We start from the raw sequence: 18,670 nt of genomic DNA, 5'->3' as shown, positions 1-18,670 counted from the left end.
CCGCTTCAAGCAGCATAAAGCTGAGCACCACTCACTACGACAGCAAGTAACAAATGTTCTATCCGCTCGCTAATCAGTGGGGGCCTGGCGTCTGCAGAAGGGCCACTGACAGAAGCGGATCATTAATACACGTAAGTTTACAACTGCAAAAGAAGCGTATTTTCAACGCTAATTAACATAAATCAATCAACTAATCCAACACTGCCGCCTTGCAAGGAGTTGCCACGCTTTTACCCACGCCGGGTGGCTGCCCAGAATGACCAAATCTTGCCCCCTTCTAATGCCGCTTTCGAGCCGGCGTCAGCAATTCAATCTGTCGTTATGGCATGGGAAGGCCATGCGCCTATTGCAAGGCCTGGTGTTGGTTGTGCTGCTGAGCATCTCTGGGCTCTCCCCCGCACAAGCCCTGCCAGGCTGGCCCTTTAACAACCTAAACAAGGAACGTTCAACAACGCAATCCTTACGCGTGCCAGCGCCAACTGGAACTCTGCAAGAGATTGCCCCACCAGGCGCAGTACAACAACTGCGAGAGCAACTCGCCAAGCATCACCCCCAACTGAGCCTGGAAAGCCCAACAGACGGGACAGTGCTTGAGAAGGATGGGAGCTGGGAGCTCTTGCTCAATTTGAAAGACTGGCCACTCGCTAACGATCCAGAACTAGGCCTCGGTGCCCATGTTGTGGTGCAACTTGATGAGAATCCACCACTCCGCATTAGCGAAGCAGATGGTGGCCAACTGCGTATTGCGATGGAAGGCCTGCAGCCTGGAAGTCACAGACTCAGCGCCTACGCCGCTTATCCATGGGGCGAAGCTGTAAAGGATCCCAAGGCCAGCCTGCAATGGCGGCTGCATCAGCTGCAACCTCTGCAACGAACTCAACCGACAGAAGATGAGCCTTGGTTCGTCACCGTTAGCCCCTCAGAACTCAGCAACAGTGAACCCCTTCTATTGGACTGGTTGATTTGGAATGCTCCCATTCAGAACCTTAAAGAAGACAATGGCCGCTGGCGACTCCAAGTGAATGTGAATGGTGAAAGTTTCCAAATCACACACCAAGACGCCATTTGGATCAAGGGCCTGCCCTCAGGATCAGGCCCCATTAGCGTTCAAACAGAGATGCTCGACGGCTTTGGCAAGCCAATTAATCCAGTATTCAACAACCAACTGAGGATTGTTCAGACCAGCGAAGCAAACAAGCCAGCTTGGATGCAGGCAACGCTGACAAAGCAGCAAGTAGCAAGGCTCTTAGGCGAACCCCAGCCAGAAGAAGACCAGCCTTTGGCTGATCAAACCCCTCAAGACAAATCAGAAGCCCCGCAAATCTCGACACTTGACAACGCATCAGAACCAAAAAGTATGCAAGACGAACTTTCTGATCCGTCTGCAAAACAGAAGTTGCCGCTCTCAAGTCAAGCCGAGACAGAGCTCGAGTCTGGAGCCGAACTAAAGCCAGAAGCCGAACCAGAATCTGATCTCAATCCAACCCCTGATCTAGAACCAAACCCTGATCCAGACTCTGCTCTCGAGACAACTCCTGATCTAGAACCAAATCCTGATCCAGACTCTGCTCTCGAGACAACTCCTGATCTAGAACCAAACCCTGATCCAGACTCTGCTCTCGAGACAACTCCTGATCTAGAACCAAACCCTGATCCAGACTCTGCTCTCGAGACAACTCCTGATCTAGAACCAAACCCTGATCCAGACTCTGCTCTCGAGACAACTCCTGATCTAGAACCAAACGCCGAACTAGAGCCAAAACTCAAAGCAGACGCTGCCCAAGCCTCCCCAGCACCCAATTCCCAAACCCCTTTGCCAACCCTTGATTGATCCAAAAGCATGCTTTAACGCTCATGCCTAGATCAAATAAAAAGAAACAGCCTCCAACGTTCCCCTTGGCCAACCTGCCCTGACCCATCCCGACGCACCTAGCCCCGCTCTGCGCCTGGCTCTTGGTCTCTCTGTCAGCGCCTGGCCCCTTTTGCAAAGGCTTGCAAGACGCCACCAGGTTGATCAACTGGCCCTTACCCCGCGTGCAGCAAACACTCTCGAGGAAACACCTCAAAGCCTTGTAGTTGGCCCCGCCAGCGAAGTGCTGAGCAGAAACTGGCAGCCAAACGGGGTCTTGCTCATCGTGGGTGCTATCGGCGCCGTGACTCGCTTAATTGCTCCATTACTGATTGAGAAGGACAAAGATCCCGCCGTGATCGTCCTTGATGCCCATGGCAAACACGTCGTGCCATTGCTGGGCGGTCACCAGGCGGGCGCAGAACAACTTGCCATGGAACTGGCCGCAGAGCTAGGCGGCCATGCTGTACTCACCGGAGACTCCAACAGCCAAAACCGCTTGGCCCTCGATAGTTTTGGCAAAGGCTGGGGCTGGCGACGTAGCGGCAGCCGCGACAACTGGAATCAGTTGATGCTGACCCAAGCCCAAGGGGGGAAGCTTTTGCTTCTGCAGCATTCTGGTGCGACGTTTTGGCAAACAACTGCTGCTGCACAAGACGTTTTTGATGCCAATGCCAATGGTGATCAGGCTCGGCCAGGCCAGCTAACCATCGGCCCACAAAGCAGCATGTCTTGCAGCTGGCATCCCGCCAGTCTATGGATTGGAATTGGCTGCGAACGCGATACAAGCCTGAGCCTGCTTGAGCGCGCCGTGACAGCTGCCCTGGCAGAGGCAGGCCTTGCCCCAGAGGCAGTAGCAGGCCTTGCCAGCATTGACCGAAAGGACGATGAAACCGCTCTGCTCGCTCTCGCGCAAGCAAAGGACTGGCCTGTGCGCTTCTTCAACGCTGATGCACTCTCAGAAGTTGACGTACCCACACCTTCTGCTGTGGTAGCAAAAGCTATGGGCACCTCTTCCGTGGCCGAAGCAGCAGCACTACTCGCAGCTAGCAACAAAGGCACTTTGCTGCTAACCAAACAGATTCACCATGCTCAAAACGCTGAACATGGTGCTACCACCATCGCCATCAGCGAAGCCAATCACCCTTTTGCACCGCAAAGAGGCGAATTGCATCTGATCGGAAGCGGTCCTGGAGATTTAGCCTTTCTCACCCACGATGCCCGTGCAGCACTAGCCCGCAGTGCCATATGGGTTGGATACGACCTCTACCTCGATCTACTGGAACCGTTGCGCCGCCCAGATCAAGCCCGTCTGGACGGGCAACTCACTCGCGAACGGGATCGCTGCCTTAAGGCCCTGGAGCTAGCCCAACAGGGAGCTCGAGTCGCCTTGATCTCTTCAGGAGACAGTGGCATCTACGGCATGGCCGGCCTAGCCCTGGAACTATGGCTCACACAACCCCCTAGTGATCGGCCACAATTTCAGGTGCATCCAGGCCTCTCAGCCCTGCAATTAGCCGCCGCCAAGGTAGGTGCCCCTCTGATGCACGATTTCTGCAGCGTGAGTCTCAGCGATCGCCTCACTCCCTGGTCAAAGATTGAAACCCGCCTGAAAAGTGCAGCCAGGGGAGATTTCGTGGTAGCCCTTTACAACCCACGCTCTCAAGAACGCGACTGGCAGCTGACGCGTGCCATTGAACTCTTGCTGGAGCATCGAGCCCCCAGCACGCCAGTGGTCGTAGCACGTCAACTTGGACGAGCGCAGGAAAACATACAGCTGCACACACTGCAGACGCTGCCAGTCAAAGAGGTCGACATGCTCACGATTGTGCTAATCGGCAATAGCAGCAGCCGTTTGCAAGACAATCATGTGGTGACACCAAGGGGATACCCCGGAGCCGAACTGGCTTGAAAACAAGGCATAGTCAGTCAAGCTGAACGTTGTTTCAAGGCATCGCTGTTTCAAGGCATCGCTGAATTGATAGGGAACTTTTTAGCGAGGCGGAAAAAGAAAGCGTGAAAGCAACTTCAGCTCCCGCCCCTGCATACCCATTAGGCCCCAGCGAACACTCCAAGGGGCGCTAACAAACATGTTCACCATGGCAGCGACCAATTCCCGCAGGCTAAGAGTGTTGGTCAAAAAGCCGTACCATTCTTCGCTCGGCAAAGCAAAGAAACTGACAAAGAAATCACGCAGTTGGGGCTCTTTAAAACGCATCAGCTTCTCAAGGCCAAATTGATAAAGAGCATGCTTACGGCGCAACTCCTTGGGCCAAAGAGTCTCCCAACCTGCAGCCGCGAGCACCGCCGGCCCCGCCCCTGGATCGGCCATGGCTTCAGCCACAGCCTTTGCAACATAAGGTGCGCGGCGCAGCATGCTGCCCACCAAATAGCCCGAAGCAGGGTGCACCATCGCCGCCGAGCCGCCGAAACCAAGCAGCGGTTGCTGCAGGTCAGGCAGAGGCAAATTCATCGGCAGGAAATAACCAAGCTCCTCGTGCTGCAATTCAGTGATCGTTAAACCTTGATGAGCCAATCGCCGCTCCAAGCGTGAACGCAGGGTTTCTAAGGACACCGGAGGCGCGAGCCCTAGCGATGTTTCCTCTAAGAAGAAGCATCCCCCACCAAAGTCCATGGCATAAAGAAACGTGGGTGGCTCAGCTTTCTCCGCAGGGCTCAGATGATCACAGCGGTAGTCCATCAACACAAACTGGCCAGGCTCCACTGGGGGCTTATTGAAACGTCCCACCACGCCAAAGCAGGTCTGAACAGCCACCGGCCCATGATCTACATGACGCAGAAATACCGGCTTATAGCCAGTTGCATCAACCACCAAACGAGCTTGCAGCTCAACACCTTCGGCGGTGGTCACAGTACTAACGGTGGCATCAACAGCAAAATCAGTTGCAAGACCTTGATGCCAAGTCAAACCAGCAGCTTCGCATTGCTGCAACCAATGCTCCTGGAGCTTGATCTTGTCGAATAGGCCGTAATCCCGATGATGAGGACTTGGCCGATTCTCGTCAGCATTGGGGTCAGAGGCGCCTGGGCCAAAAAAACTCACTGTGTTCGACCAGCGGTGCTCGAGCAGGTGCCCCATATCAAAGGCATCCACCTCGTCACCCCAAATGCCATAGGTATATGGCCATGGCTCGCGAGGATTGCCAACCGTCAGTGCTGAGACCTGTAAACCCTCCTTGCCCAGGGCTGCAGCAATGGCCAGGGCCGCCGGACCAGCGCCAAGCACCAAGACATCCACCACTGCCTCTGTCACTGGCTCACCAGAACAATTGGTTGGGCATAAGCCACCAGCAAAGGCATTAGTAGACAGCGATAGACGTTGTTGCTCTCGTCAACCACCACTGCCAGGGATCGTCTCTTAAAAAGAGACTACCGCCCCTGGCGATAGTGATTTAAACGACATAGTTTTCTCGTGACTTTGCAACATCGTTTAAAGAGCAATCCTCTTGATACCGCAAGCGCTCAGCGACAAGGCTTCATAACAGTGGTCATTGCGATAGCCATTTGCTCATCCTTTGAGACGTATTCAATAGGAGTGTCAGACACAACAGCTTGAGCAGCACGATCCAGTGGATAGAGCCCCAATAGACCACCCTTCCTAAAGGCTCCCAACCAATGCACCGACCACTCCACACGACAAGAAACAAGATAAATCGGCCGACCGTGGTCTACAGCCATGCGTGGATTTAGAACAAAAAGAACAGCCGCAAATGCCACTACGGCAAGCAAAATGACTGGCTTCATCACTTCAAATTTCCCTTAAGCCTTGAACCTCCATTCCAAAAGTCAAGCAGCTGAAGCAAGTTTTCCTTGACCTAGGCATTAATAATCCATCAATAGCCTTCCCAGGGTTTACTCATGCATCCCATTGGCAGGCCTTAAGAATGATCAGAGAACTGATTAATATCAATTGTCGAAGGGATTACCTCGGACTAAAGCAACGATCAATCGGGATGACAGGATTCGAACCTGCGGCCCCTTCGTCCCGAACGAAGTGCGCTACCAAGCTGCGCTACATCCCGATAGGCTCACTGTAGAAGGTGAAGTCGCCTGGAACTGCTGCTGCCAGTGGGTTCCTGAACTGCTCTCATGACTGGAAAAGCCTTACTGAAACCCCACTGGTTGCGCGTCAAGGCTCCACAACAGCAACGCATCGGCGAGGTAGCCGAGCTGCTGAAGGGCCTCAATCTCAACACGGTGTGTCAAGAAGCCAGCTGCCCGAATATCGGGGAGTGCTTCGCAGGAGGAACTGCCACCTTCTTGATCATGGGGCCAGGCTGCACCCGCGCTTGCCCTTACTGCGACATCGACTTTGACAAAAGCCCACGCTCCCTAGACCCCACTGAGCCAGAGCGCCTAAGCGAAGCGGTGGCTCAGATGAACCTTCGTCATGTTGTCATCACTTCAGTTAACCGTGATGACCTCAGCGACGGGGGAGCCCGTCAATTCGTCGCATGCATCGAGGCCATTCGCCAACGTTCTCCCCTAACCACAATTGAGCTGCTAATTCCTGATTTCAACGGCAATTGGGATGCCCTCGCCAAGGTAATGGGAGCAGCTCCGGAGGTGCTCAACCACAACATTGAGACCGTCCCCCGGCTCTACAAACGGGCTCGTCCACAAGCCGCCTACATGCGATCTCTTGAGCTGTTGTATCAAGTGCGGCAAGGCTGGCCGAAGGTCTATAGCAAGTCCGGCCTGATGGTGGGGCTAGGTGAAACAGATGCTGAGGTGATTGAGGTCCTAGAGGATCTAAGCCGGCACCGAGTCGACATAGTGACCATCGGCCAATACCTATCGCCAAGCCCAAAGCATCTGCCAGTCGATCGCTTTGTGACACCAGAACAGTTCGAATATTTCCGCTCTATGGGGGAAACCGAGCTGGGGTTCCTTCAAGTGGTTAGTACCCCTCTCACACGCAGCAGCTACCACGCCGGCGAGGTCCAGCGGCTGATGGCCGCCCACCCACGCTGAACTCAAGCCATGAGCTCCCCACACACAGGGATCCACTGCTGCAGATCCCATTTAACTAAACCCTCAACAATCATCGGGTCCTGTTCGACTAAGCGTTTGGCTGCTTCAAAGGAGTCTGCCTGCAGCACCAACAACCCTCCACCTCCTGGTCGTTGTTCAGCATCAACCAAAAAACCACTCGAAACCTTGACACCTGCGGAGCGCAAAGCCTTGATCCATTCATGGTGGGCAGCTAAGTAAGTCTGCCGCTGCTCTGGCAAAAGGGTCAAAGTCTGCGCCGTAAACCTCTCGGTTTTGATAAACCAAGGCATTCATCAGGCTGCAACTTTCTCAAGCAAAGTTAAACCAACATTGACCTTTTCACTGGGTGGAACAAGCACCTTAAAAAGTGCTTTCCAACTGTTCCAGTTGGCCAAAATCGCCTTGGCTTTTGTACTGCCGGTCTGCGCGAGATGGGCTTCGAGCAGTGTTTTGAGAATGGCTTCCTGCTCAATAGTGGTTAGCGAGAAAATCTCAACAATCTCTTTGTTGACCCGATCGCTCACCATTCCCTGCTCATCCAGCAGGAACGTCACACCACCGGTCATCCCTGCCCCAACATTGCGGCCAGTTGATCCCAACACCACCACCACCCCACCGGTCATGTATTCACAGCAATGATCCCCCGCACCTTCAACAACAGCCTTCACACCGCTATTGCGCACAGCAAAACGCTCGCCAGCTCTACCTAGAGCAAACAACTCTCCACCGGTCGCGCCATACAGGCAAGTGTTGCCCAAAATCACCTGGCTGCCGCTTTGATCTGCACTCGAAGCCGGTACGAGCGTGATCCGACCACCATTCATGCCTTTACCGACATAATCATTGGCCTCACCCTCCAAGCGCACATTCACCCCCTGCAGCAGAAATGCCGCAAAACTCTGACCGGCAGCCCCCTCAAAGGAGAGATCGAGCTGACCTCGGAAACCTTTGTTGCCATGGCGTTCAGCAATCTCACCAGAGATCCGTGCACAAACGCTGCGATCCGTATTGACGATCGCGAGATTGCGGGCGATATGACCATGGCTATCGATCGCTGCCATCAGCTCGGCATCAGCAAGCAGCTGATCCTCGAGGATCGGTCCATTGTCATGGGCCTTGGCGTCATGAATCAACCAAGCCCGATCAACGGCCCCCGGAATCGGATCCAACAAGCAAGAAAGATCAAGGGTTTGGGTCTTCACCAAGTTGAGGCTGCGAGGCTCAAGCAGCTCTGTGCGACCAATGAGATCCTCAAGCCGAGCCACACCGAGCACACTCATCAGTTGGCGCACCTCCTCAGCTACAAACAGAAAGAAGTTGACAACATGCTCCGGGACACCTGGGAAGCGCTTGCGTAAGCCCTCCTGCTGGGTAGCAACCCCCACAGGACACTTGTTGGTATGACAGACGCGAGCCATGATGCAGCCCTCGGCAATCATCGCGACTGAGCCGAAACCATATTCCTCAGCCCCAAGCAAGGCGGCGATCACCACGTCCCAACCAGTCTTAAGACCACCATCAGCGCGCAATAACACACGATCACGCAAGCCATTTTCAAGCAGTGAACGGTGTACCTCGGTGAGACCTAACTCCCAAGGGCTTCCAGCGTGCTTAATCGAACTCAGAGGCGATGCGCCTGTACCACCGTCATGACCAGAGATCTGAATCACATCTGCCTTGGCCTTCGCCACTCCAGCCGCAATCGTGCCGATGCCAATCTCAGCAACCAGCTTCACGCTCACCTTGGCAGCCGGGTGAACCTGATGAAGGTCGTGAATCAACTGGGCCAAATCCTCAATTGAATAGATGTCGTGATGGGGAGGTGGCGAGATCAGCGCCACACCGGCCTTGCTATTACGCAACTTGGCGATGTAGGGATCAACTTTTTGCCCAGGCAACTGACCTCCCTCACCAGGCTTTGCCCCTTGAGCCACCTTGATCTCAAGTTGCTTACCGCTCCGCAAATATTCCGGCGTCACACCAAAGCGACCAGAGGCGACCTGCTTAATCGCAGAGCAAGCCGTATCGCCATTGCGCAAACCCTTAATGCTGGGCAGCGTTGCTGAACGACTCTCAAGATCGACATCATCAAGGATCTTGAATCGAGCCGGATCTTCTCCTCCTTCGCCACTGTTGCTCTTCCCACCGATACGGTTCATCGCCACGGCAAGCACCTCGTGAGCCTCCCGCGATAGGGCGCCAAGACTCATTCCACCAGTACAAAAACGTGCGCAAATGGATTCAACACTTTCAACCTGATCTAACGGGAGGGGTGTAGGGGCTAAGCGAAACGTCAGCAGGTCGCGCAGCCCAGTAGCAGGCCGATTCTCCAGCAGGTTCTTGTAGGTAGAGAAGTGGTCGTAGCCCGGCCCAGCCCTCACGGCCGCATGCAGGGCCTTAGACATGTCCGGAGTGTTGAGATGAAATTCACCGCCACTGCGATATTGCACAAAGCCCATGAACTCGAGCTTGGTGCGATCCAATTCAGGAAATGCCTTGGCATGGAAGATGAGGGTCTCGCTAGCCAAGTCATTGAGACTGAGTCCAGCGACTCGACTGGTCGTGCCCTTAAAAGCCAGCTCAATTAAATCGGCACCGATACCAATCGCCTCAAAAATCTGAGCGCCGTGGTAACTAGCAAGTAAGGAAATACCGATCTTGGAGAGGATCTTGCGCAGGCCATCTTCCTGCGCCTTACGTACGTTGGCCTGGGCCTGATCAATGGTCAGCGCTGGCAATTTGCCGGTTTCAATCAGTTTCTGAGTACGAGGATGCTGCCACCAATGCCGCGTAGTCTCCCAAGTAAGCCAAGGGCACACAGCGCTAGCGCCATAGCCGATTAAACAGGCCAGATGATGGGTACTCCAGCACTGTGCCGTGTCGACCACCAAGGAAGCATTCAGCCGCAAACCCTGCTTCAGCAAGTAGTGATGCACTGCACCAACCGCTAGCAGCGGTGGAATGTAGGTGGTGCTCGCAACAACCCCGCGGTCGGAAAGCACCACGATCTGGCTGCCATCGCGCACAGCATCCGCTGCTTCAACGCAGAGCCGTTTAAGAGAATCCCCCAAACCGCTAGGCCCATCATGAACGGGCAGCAAAGTGGAGAGTGTGGTCGTGGGAAACTCCAGCTGACCAAAAGCTGCAAGTTCCGCCTCATTGAGAATCGGAGTCTCAAGATGAATCAACGAAGCCGCCGCTGCCTCAGGCTTGAGGGGAGAACCACGCTTTCCCAGATGCATCTCGAGACTCATCACCAACTTTTCCCGCAAGGGATCAATCGGCGGGTTCGTGACCTGCGCAAAGCGCTGTTTGAAATAGTCGTATAGGAGGTGGGGCTTATCGGAGAGCACCGCCAATGGGATGTCATCACCCATGCAAAAAGTGGGTTCTTTGGCCCCAGCCGCCATTGAATCGATGATTAACTCCAAATCCTCAGCAGTGAAACCGAAGGCTGTCTGCTGCTGAAGCAGTTCCAGATCTCCCAGTTGAGAATCCTGCTGCCAAGACTTTTGACCAAGCTTGCAACGATTTTGACTGAGCCATTCGCCATAGGGATATCGGCCAGCAACCTCCTGCTTGACATCCCAATTGCGCAGCAAACGACCCTTTTCAAGATCAACCGCCAACATCTGACCAGGGCCAAGGCGTCCCTTCTCGATGATGCGACTTTCCTCAAGCTCAACCACACCAGTTTCTGAACCCATCACCACCAAGCCATCACTGGTGATGCAATAGCGGGCCGGGCGTAAGCCATTGCGATCGAGGCTGGCACCAACACTGCGACCATCTGAGAACACAAGCAAGGCTGGGCCATCCCAGGGCTCTTGCGTGCACGCGGAATACTCATAAAAAGCCTGAATTTCTGGCTTGTCAGCCAGCTCTGGCTGTTCTCGGAAGGCCTCAGGAACCAAGGTCAGCAAGCTGTCAACAATCGGGCGACCACTGCGGACAAGCAGCTCCAGAGTCGCGTCAAGGTTGGCGGAATCACTAAAAGCTGCATTAACAACCGGTTTTAGATCAGCCGCATCAACACCCCAAACGCTATCTAGGTTGACTTCAGTAGCCCTAGCCCAATTCAGGTTGCCCAACAACGTATTGATTTCACCGTTATGACCGAGCAAACGCATCGGCTGGGCGAGTGGCCAACGGGGCAACGTATTGGTGCTGAAGCGGCGGTGATAAACCGCAAAAGGAACCTCAAAGCGAGGGTCGCGTAGATCGGCATAAAACGCCGCAAGCACCTCGGAGCGCACCATGCCTTTGTAAACGACTGTGCGACTACTGAGTGACGCCACGTAGAGATCATTGGCATGCTCTCCCCAGGCCTGCCGAGCACGATCTCCGATACGCCGCCGCAATCGAAATAACAACGCCTCCAACGCATCACCTGGCTGAGATCCCTGCACCAGCCACTGCTCGATAACCGGCGCTGTATCACGGGCGAGGGGACCCAACACCGCCACATCCACAGGGACTTCTCGCCATCCTCTGGACCTGAGACCAAGGGACTCGGCCTCCTGCTCGCAAAAGCAACGTGCTTCTGCGCGACGTGCAGCATCTCGAGGCATAAACAACATGCCCAGGCCACAACGATGGTTTGCAGCTTCCACTGCCGACCACACGGCCTCAAGATAGCTCCAGGGAATAGCGCAAAGCAGACCTGCCCCATCTCCGGAATCCGCATCACCTCCGCAACCACCACGATGTTCCATGCAGTTCAGGGCCCGAAGTGCCTGCTGCAAAATCCAATTGCTAGCTACCCCATCAATTTGAGCCAAGAAACCAACGCCACATGCATCCTTTTCGCCAACCACGGCCGTAGGCGCGCTGCTGTCGCAATAGGGCCAATTGGAGCGACGGTGATCCTGAGACATAACCTTCAGCCAAACTATTTTCCTGCACCGCAGTGGACTGCGTTCACAGTGAAAAGCTCAATCAGTGATCCTAGGCAGGCGCCCTCCTCTAAGACTTAGCCGAATGAGAGGACTAGCGTCCAAACCATGGTTTCTCCTCCTCCCCCACCTCCCACTGTTGAGGTAAGAGCCGCGAACTTATTTGTTGGAGATCGCCTCAACATCGATGGTCAGTTAATCGAGGCCCCTTGGCGCTGGAGAGGCCATAGGGATGGCACTGCAAACCAGCTCTGGCTTCCCCTGGATCTACTGGTCGGACGTTTTGGCTTCCGCAGGTCCACACAGCCAAACGGACAGCAATTGCAATGGTATGGAAGCAAAGCCTCTCTGAAATCCCTCCCACAAATCACGCTTCAAGATGAAGTGGCATTGAATGTGGCCGAATGGCTCACGACGACAGGAGTCAAGATCAAGCGGAAAAGCAAGACCCTTCACGTTGAACTGCCAACACCACGCCTCAAAGGTCTTCGGCAGGGCAAGGGCAGCAATTCAAATCGTCTGGTGCTTGACCTAAGCGGTCCGGCGCTCGTGCAAAGCCTTGACAACAATCTCCTTCTTAATCTTCAGGCCACCGTCAAGCAGCGTAGGCAGATGAAGGCATTAGGCCTCATGCCCAAGCAGCAGCGCAATGGCCTAATGCTCATCGGTCAGGCAGAAGCCCTAAGCAGCCTCACCCTAGACAAACCCTGGCGCATTGTCTTGGACGGTATTGGCAAGCACAGCAACGCAACAAACCTGCGCTCGCCACTGCTCAATCCATCCATCCAGGCCCTCATCCAGCGCGGCCTGATCTTCGACACAAAAGTGGTGAACGTTGGGGTAAAACCACTGCAGATCACCAGGGTCGGTACAAATCTGTCAAAGCAAGGCCTGCTCCTCAGGCCTCTGCCGCAAATCAGCCATCAACAAGGCCTGCGTTTTCTCAACCAGTTGGCCCAACCTGCAGACGCTCTGATCGCCATCAACGGGGGTTTCTTCAATCGAGTGCGCCAGTTGCCCCTAGGGGCCTTACGACTTGATGGCACATGGTTGTCAGGCCCCATCCTCAATCGAGGGGCAATCGGCTGGGGCCCTACAGGACATCTATCCTTCGGCCGCCTGCAACTTCAACAAGAACTTCAAGGTTCTAAAGGGCAGAGATGGAATCTTGACACCTTGAATAGTGGCTATGTGCAGCGAGGCCTTAGTCGCTACACCAGAGCCTGGGGGCCTATCTACCAAGCCCTCAGCGGAGAAGAAAAAGCAATGATGATCATCAACGGGCGAGTCGTGCAGAGCTTCCAGCAAGTGCAGCTGGCCCGGGGGGTTCCTCTGAGCAAGGATGGGGATCTGGTCGTAGCCAGAGGAGGCTTCCCTTTACCGGCGGCGACTGGTGAAACAGTGAGCATACGGATGAAAGCATCACATCCTCTGGGCGAACTGCCTCAAGTGCTTGGTGGTGGTCCATTGTTGCTGCAAAACGGGCGGGTGGTTCTGTCTGGAAGACAAGAAGGCTTCAGCCCAAGCTTTCTATCTCTTGCTGCTCCCCGCAGTGTGGTGGGCCAAGGTGGTGGCAAGCTCTGGCTACTCACTCTCAAAGGGGCCAGGGGCAGCGATCCAACCCTGCTGGAAACAAGCCTAGCTCTGCAACAATTGGGGATCAGAGACGGCCTGAACTTAGATGGAGGCAGTTCAACGTCCCTATTGGTAGCGAATCAATTGGTTGTAACAGGTCGAGGCACACCCCCCAGAATCCACAATGGCCTTGGCCTCATTTTGCGCCACCACAAAGGCAATCCCCAAAGAAGCTAATAAGCCTCTTAAAAATGCCAGAGGTCAAGATCGAATCGCCAACAAATAATTAAAGAGATCAAACTTGGCTTCTCGCTCAACAAAACCGAAGCACTGCAAGGGCCCATGCCTCCCTTATCACCACATCCTCCATCGCTTTTAAGATTAAATTTCAAATAAGTATTGGTTGCAGAGCTGCTCTAATCACAATCTATTCCGTCTGATCATCAATCAGGCAAGCCGAAACGGTATGGTGGTTGATTGTGGAATCAGGTCGGATCTCCGACCAAATGCCGACCTTCGATGCCAACCATCCAACAGCTGATCCGAACTGAGCGTCAGCACCTGACTCGCAAGACAAAATCTCCTGCGCTGCGCGCTTGTCCAGAGCGACGTGGTGTCTGCACACGGGTCTACACCTCCACACCTAAAAAGCCCAACTCAGCCCTACGCAAAGTTGCGCGCGTGCGCCTTACCTCAGGTTTTGAGGTCACGGCCTACATCCCAGGCATCGGCCACAACCTCCAGGAACACTCTGTGGTGCTCATCCGCGGCGGCAGAGTCAAAGATCTCCCTGGGGTGAGATATCACATCATCCGCGGAACTCTGGACACTGCAGGTGTCAAGGATCGCAGTCAATCCCGCTCAAAATACGGCGCCAAGGCGTCGAAGCAGGATTAAAGAGCCTCTTCATTAATCTCTCTCCTTATTAGCTCTACCTCCGCCTTCTCCACTCCTAACGGTCTATGTCCCGCCGCAACGCAGCCGAAAAACGCCCAGTCCTGCCGGATCCCCAGTTCAACAACCGACTGGCCACGATGATGATCTCTCGGCTGATGAAGCACGGCAAGAAGTCCACTGCTCAACGCATCCTTGCCCAAGCCTTTGGATTGATTAATGAGCGCACCGGTGGCGACCCGATAGAGCTCTTCGAAACAGCCGTAAAAAACGCCACGCCACTGGTGGAAGTAAGAGCCCGCCGTGTTGGTGGTGCCACATATCAGGTGCCGATGGAAGTACGCCAGGAGCGAGGCACGGCAATGGCCCTGCGCTGGCTGGTGAACTTCTCTCGCGCCCGTAATGGCCGCAGCATGTCCCAAAAACTGGCTGCTGAACTAATGGATGCCGCCAATGAGGCTGGCAGCGCCGTTCGCAAGCGAGAAGAAACCCACAAGATGGCAGAAGCGAACAAAGCTTTCGCCCATTATCGCTACTGAACATGGCCAAGCCCTGACGGCACTGAACCGTTCCAACGGCTGACCTGTAGAGTCTCACCCGCCTTTTAACGCCAAACCCCGGAGAGTTTCCTGTGGCTCGCGCCTTTCCCCTGGAACGCGTCAGAAATATCGGGATTGCCGCCCATATTGACGCCGGCAAAACCACCTGTACGGAACGCATCCTTTTTTATTCCGGTGTCGTTCACAAGATGGGCGAGGTGCATGACGGCGCCGCCGTCACCGACTGGATGGCTCAGGAGCGCGAGCGCGGAATCACGATTACAGCGGCTGCGATCTCGACAACCTGGAACGATCACCGCATCAATATCATTGACACCCCAGGTCACGTTGACTTCACCATTGAAGTGGAGCGCTCGATGCGAGTGCTCGATGGTGTAATCGCCGTGTTTTGTGCGGTAGGTGGCGTGCAACCTCAATCAGAAACCGTCTGGCGGCAAGCCGATCGCTATTCCGTTCCACGGATGGTTTTTGTCAACAAAATGGACCGCACCGGGGCCGACTTCCTCAAGGTTCACGGACAAATCAAGAATCGCCTCAAAGCCAACGCCATCCCAATCCAGCTGCCTATTGGTGCAGAGGGAGATCTCAGCGGCATTATTGACCTCGTTAAAAACAAAGCCTTTATTTATAAGGACGATCTCGGCAAGGACATCGAAGAGACAGAGATCCCAGACCATATGAAAGAGCTTGCAGCTGAATGGCGATCCAAGCTGATGGAATGTGTTGCTGAAACCGACGAAGAACTGATTGAAGTTTTTCTAGAGACAGAAGAACTAAGCGAAGCCCAACTTGCATCAGGCATTCGCGAAGGGGTTCTCAATCACGGCCTAGTACCTTTGCTGTGTGGATCTGCCTTCAAGAACAAGGGCGTTCAACTGCTATTGGATGCAGTAGTGGACTACCTACCCGCTCCTGTTGATGTACCCCCGATTCAAGGTTTACTTCCCAATGGCAAGGAGGCAGTAAGGCCATCCGATGACAACGCACCATTTAGTGCTTTGGCCTTCAAGGTGATGTCGGACCCCTACGGCAAGCTCACCTTCGTGCGTATGTATTCAGGGGTGCTCGAGAAAGGCAGTTATGTGCTGAACTCCACGAAGAACGAGAAAGAACGAATTTCCCGACTGATCATTCTCAAGGCCGATGACCGTGAAGAGGTCGATGCACTACGCGCTGGAGATCTCGGTGCTGTTCTAGGCCTGAAGAACACCACGACAGGCGACACCCTTTGCACGACTGACGATCCAATTGTTCTAGAAACCCTCTACATCCCCGAGCCAGTGATATCGGTGGCTGTTGAGCCCAAAACCAAGGGTGATATGGAAAAACTTTCCAAAGCCCTGCTTTCATTAGCGGAAGAGGATCCCACCTTCCGCGTCAGCACAGACCCTGAGACCAGTCAAACCGTGATTGCTGGTATGGGCGAACTCCACCTTGAAATTCTCGTGGATCGCATGCTGCGAGAATTCAAGGTGGAGGCCAACATCGGCGCTCCTCAGGTCTCCTACAGGGAAACCATTCGTGCCAGCTCTAAAGGCGAGGGCAAGTTTGCCCGTCAAACAGGTGGTAAAGGCCAATACGGCCACGTGGTAATCGAAATGGAGCCAGGCGAACCTGGTTCTGGCTTTGAATTCGTCAACAAGATTGTCGGCGGCATCGTTCCCAAGGAATACATCAAGCCTGCCGAATCAGGCATGCGTGAAACATGCGAATCCGGCGTTATCGCTGGCTATCCGCTCATCGATGTGAAAGTCACCATGGTTGACGGGTCTTACCACGATGTGGACTCATCCGAGATGGCTTTCAAAATCGCCGGATCGATGGCTTTCAAAGACGGCGTCAAGAAGTGCAATCCTGTGCTGCTTGAACCGATGATGAAGGTTGAGGTCGAGATCCCCGAGGATTTCCTCGGTGCGATCATCGGCGATCTGTCCTCGCGGCGAGGTCAGGTTGAAGGCCAGTCCATTGACGATGGACTCTCTAAAGTGCAGTCCAAAGTGCCTCTAGCCGAAATGTTCGGTTACGCCACCCAGCTCCGATCTATGACTCAGGGTCGGGGTATCTTCTCGATGGAGTTCAGCCATTACGAGGAAGTTCCTCGCAACGTTGCTGAAGCCATCATCTCCAAGAATCAGGGCAATTCCTGATCTCTATAACACCCACTTTCCACCCCCCGATTCTTTTACACAATGGCTCGCGAGAAGTTTGAGAGGAACAAGCCTCACGTCAACATTGGCACCATCGGCCATGTCGACCACGGCAAAACAACCCTGACCGCAGCCATCACAAGTGTGCTTGCGAAAAAGGGTCAAGCCAAGGTGCAAGATTACGCCGAGATCGACGGCGCGCCTGAAGAGCGTGAGCGCGGTATCACGATCAACACCGCTCACGTGGAATACGAAACCGATGGGCGTCACTATGCACACGTGGACTGCCCCGGCCACGCGGATTATGTCAAGAACATGATTACCGGTGCGGCCCAGATGGACGGCGCAATCCTTGTTTGCGCAGCAACCGATGGTCCCATGGCTCAAACCAAGGAGCACATCCTTCTTGCCAAGCAGGTGGGCGTGCCTGCACTGGTTGTCGCTCTCAACAAATGCGACATGGTCGACGACGAGGAAATTATCGAGCTCGTTGAAATGGAGATCCGTGAACTCCTGAGCAGCTACGACTTCCCTGGTGATGACATCCCCATAGTCCAAGTCTCTGGTCTCAAAGCCATTGAAGGTGAAGCTGAATGGGAAGCAAAGATCGATGAGTTAATGGAGGCAGTTGATGCATCCATTCCAGAGCCCGAGCGAGAAATCGAAAAACCTTTCCTAATGGCCGTAGAGGACGTTTTCTCAATCACTGGTCGTGGCACGGTGGCCACCGGACGAATCGAACGCGGCAAGGTCAAAAAAGGCGAGGAAATTGAAATTGTCGGCATTAGAGACAGCCGCAAGACCACCGTGACCGGTGTGGAAATGTTCCGTAAAGATCTTGACGAAGGCTTGGCTGGAGACAATTGCGGGCTCCTACTTCGCGGCATCGAGAAGGAAGACATCGAGCGCGGAATGGTCCTCGTCAAGCCAGGCTCAATTACACCTCACACTAAATTCGAGGGTCAGGTTTACGTCCTCAAAAAAGAAGAAGGTGGACGCCACACCCCCTTCTTCGCCGGATACCGTCCACAGTTCTACATCCGAACCACTGACGTGACGGGCCAAATTACCGCCTTCACAGCCGAAGACGGCTCCAATGTGGAGATGGTGATGCCAGGCGACAACATCAAAATGACTGGTGAATTGATCTGCCCTGTGGCCATCGAACAGGGCATGCGCTTTGCCATTCGCGAAGGAGGCCGCACCATCGGTGCGGGAGTTGTCTCGAAAATCATCGAATGATCAAGAGGGGGATGATTGGGCCTTTGCCTGGTCATCCCTTAAATTCAAAGCTTCAGCCTGCATGAACGATCAACGTTCAATGCATCCCCAAAGAACCTCGACAATCCATCCCTAACCCCAATACAGGGAAAATCTCCTAAACCTTTCATGTCCACGGCTATCGCTCAGCAGAAGATCCGCATCCGCCTTAAGGCTTTTGACCGTCGCATGTTGGATCTTTCATGCGACAAAATCATTGAAACAGCCGACAACACTGCCGCGACGGCAATCGGCCCAATCCCTCTTCCCACCAAAAGGAAGATTTACTGCGTGCTTTGCTCCCCCCATGTGGACAAAGACTCAAGGGAACACTTCGAGACTCGGACCCATCGGCGCATCATCGATATCTACAACCCGTCAGCAAAGACCATCGATGCCCTGATGAAACTCGACCTCCCAAGTGGTGTTGACATTGAAGTGAAACTCTGAAGGCCTTCCAAGATGTGTGCAGGC

The 18,670-nt window shown here is 54.2% G+C and carries 13 protein-coding genes and 1 tRNA gene; 9 read left to right on the top strand and 5 right to left on the bottom strand.

The features are described 5' to 3' along the window. The first annotated feature begins 256 nt into the window (after positions 1-256). Positions 257-1,831, top strand: coding sequence for a hypothetical protein (locus tag SIB80_RS03805; protein ID WP_413681496.1), 1,575 nt, complete (start codon positions 257-259; stop codon positions 1,829-1,831). A 151-nt stretch (positions 1,832-1,982) separates the two neighbouring features. Continuing rightward, positions 1,983-3,761, top strand: coding sequence for a precorrin-3B C(17)-methyltransferase (cobJ, locus tag SIB80_RS03800; protein WP_063420416.1), 1,779 nt, complete (start codon positions 1,983-1,985; stop codon positions 3,759-3,761). A gap of 81 nt (positions 3,762-3,842) precedes the next feature. On the opposite strand, the gene crtL is transcribed toward cobJ, so the two are convergent. From crtL to SIB80_RS03785, 3 genes are all read right to left on the bottom strand, one after another. Continuing rightward, positions 3,843-5,123, bottom strand: a complete 1,281-nt coding sequence (gene crtL / locus SIB80_RS03795) for a lycopene beta cyclase (RefSeq protein ID WP_063420417.1) — start codon at positions 5,121-5,123, stop codon at positions 3,843-3,845. Positions 5,124-5,332: 209 nt separating this feature from the next. Next, a complete protein-coding gene (locus tag SIB80_RS03790; protein WP_063420418.1) occupies positions 5,333-5,614 on the bottom strand; it encodes a hypothetical protein in 282 nt (93 codons plus the stop codon). A gap of 204 nt (positions 5,615-5,818) precedes the next feature. Beyond that, positions 5,819-5,892, bottom strand: a tRNA-Pro gene (locus tag SIB80_RS03785). Between the two features lie 67 nt (positions 5,893-5,959). Between SIB80_RS03785 and lipA the strand changes: the two genes are divergently transcribed. Further along, on the top strand, positions 5,960-6,844 hold the full coding sequence (gene lipA, locus SIB80_RS03780) for a lipoyl synthase (RefSeq protein ID WP_063420419.1): 885 nt from the start codon (positions 5,960-5,962) through the stop codon (positions 6,842-6,844). A 2-nt stretch (positions 6,845-6,846) separates the two neighbouring features. On the opposite strand, the gene SIB80_RS03775 is transcribed toward lipA, so the two are convergent. Both SIB80_RS03775 and gltB read right to left on the bottom strand, forming a co-directional pair. Further along, on the bottom strand, positions 6,847-7,155 hold the full coding sequence (locus SIB80_RS03775; protein ID WP_063420420.1) for a YciI family protein: 309 nt from the start codon (positions 7,153-7,155) through the stop codon (positions 6,847-6,849). Between the two features lie 3 nt (positions 7,156-7,158). Further along, the gene (gene gltB / locus SIB80_RS03770; RefSeq protein WP_063420421.1) at positions 7,159-11,742 is read right to left on the bottom strand and encodes a glutamate synthase large subunit; all 4,584 of its coding nucleotides are present in this window, start codon (positions 11,740-11,742) and stop codon (positions 7,159-7,161) included. A 126-nt stretch (positions 11,743-11,868) separates the two neighbouring features. Here gltB and SIB80_RS03765 point away from each other — a divergent pair, with 126 nt between their 5' ends. From SIB80_RS03765 to rpsJ, 6 genes are all read left to right on the top strand, one after another. Further along, on the top strand, positions 11,869-13,572 hold the full coding sequence (locus SIB80_RS03765; protein WP_063420422.1) for a phosphodiester glycosidase family protein: 1,704 nt from the start codon (positions 11,869-11,871) through the stop codon (positions 13,570-13,572). Between the two features lie 282 nt (positions 13,573-13,854). After that, positions 13,855-14,232, top strand: coding sequence for a 30S ribosomal protein S12 (gene rpsL, locus SIB80_RS03760; RefSeq protein WP_011131146.1), 378 nt, complete (start codon positions 13,855-13,857; stop codon positions 14,230-14,232). Between the two features lie 65 nt (positions 14,233-14,297). Then, positions 14,298-14,768, top strand: a complete 471-nt coding sequence (rpsG, locus tag SIB80_RS03755) for a 30S ribosomal protein S7 (RefSeq protein ID WP_011131147.1) — start codon at positions 14,298-14,300, stop codon at positions 14,766-14,768. 92 nt (positions 14,769-14,860) lie between these two features. After that, positions 14,861-16,936 carry an elongation factor G gene (fusA, locus tag SIB80_RS03750; protein ID WP_063405080.1) on the top strand — a complete coding sequence of 692 codons (2,076 nt, stop codon included), beginning with the start codon at positions 14,861-14,863 and terminating at the stop codon, positions 16,934-16,936. Between the two features lie 42 nt (positions 16,937-16,978). After that, positions 16,979-18,178 (top strand): elongation factor Tu, encoded by a 1,200-nt coding sequence (gene tuf, locus SIB80_RS03745; protein ID WP_011131149.1) that lies wholly within the window; start codon positions 16,979-16,981, stop codon positions 18,176-18,178. Between the two features lie 147 nt (positions 18,179-18,325). Then, complete coding sequence (rpsJ, locus tag SIB80_RS03740; protein ID WP_011131150.1) at positions 18,326-18,646, top strand: 30S ribosomal protein S10; 321 nt, start codon at positions 18,326-18,328, stop codon at positions 18,644-18,646. The last annotated feature ends 24 nt before the right edge of the window (positions 18,647-18,670 follow it).

Source organism: Prochlorococcus sp. MIT 1327 (assembly GCF_047304785.1).
Lineage (GTDB): Bacteria > Cyanobacteriota > Cyanobacteriia > PCC-6307 > Cyanobiaceae > Prochlorococcus > Prochlorococcus marinus_D.
This window is presented reverse-complemented; position numbering and strand designations above follow the sequence as displayed.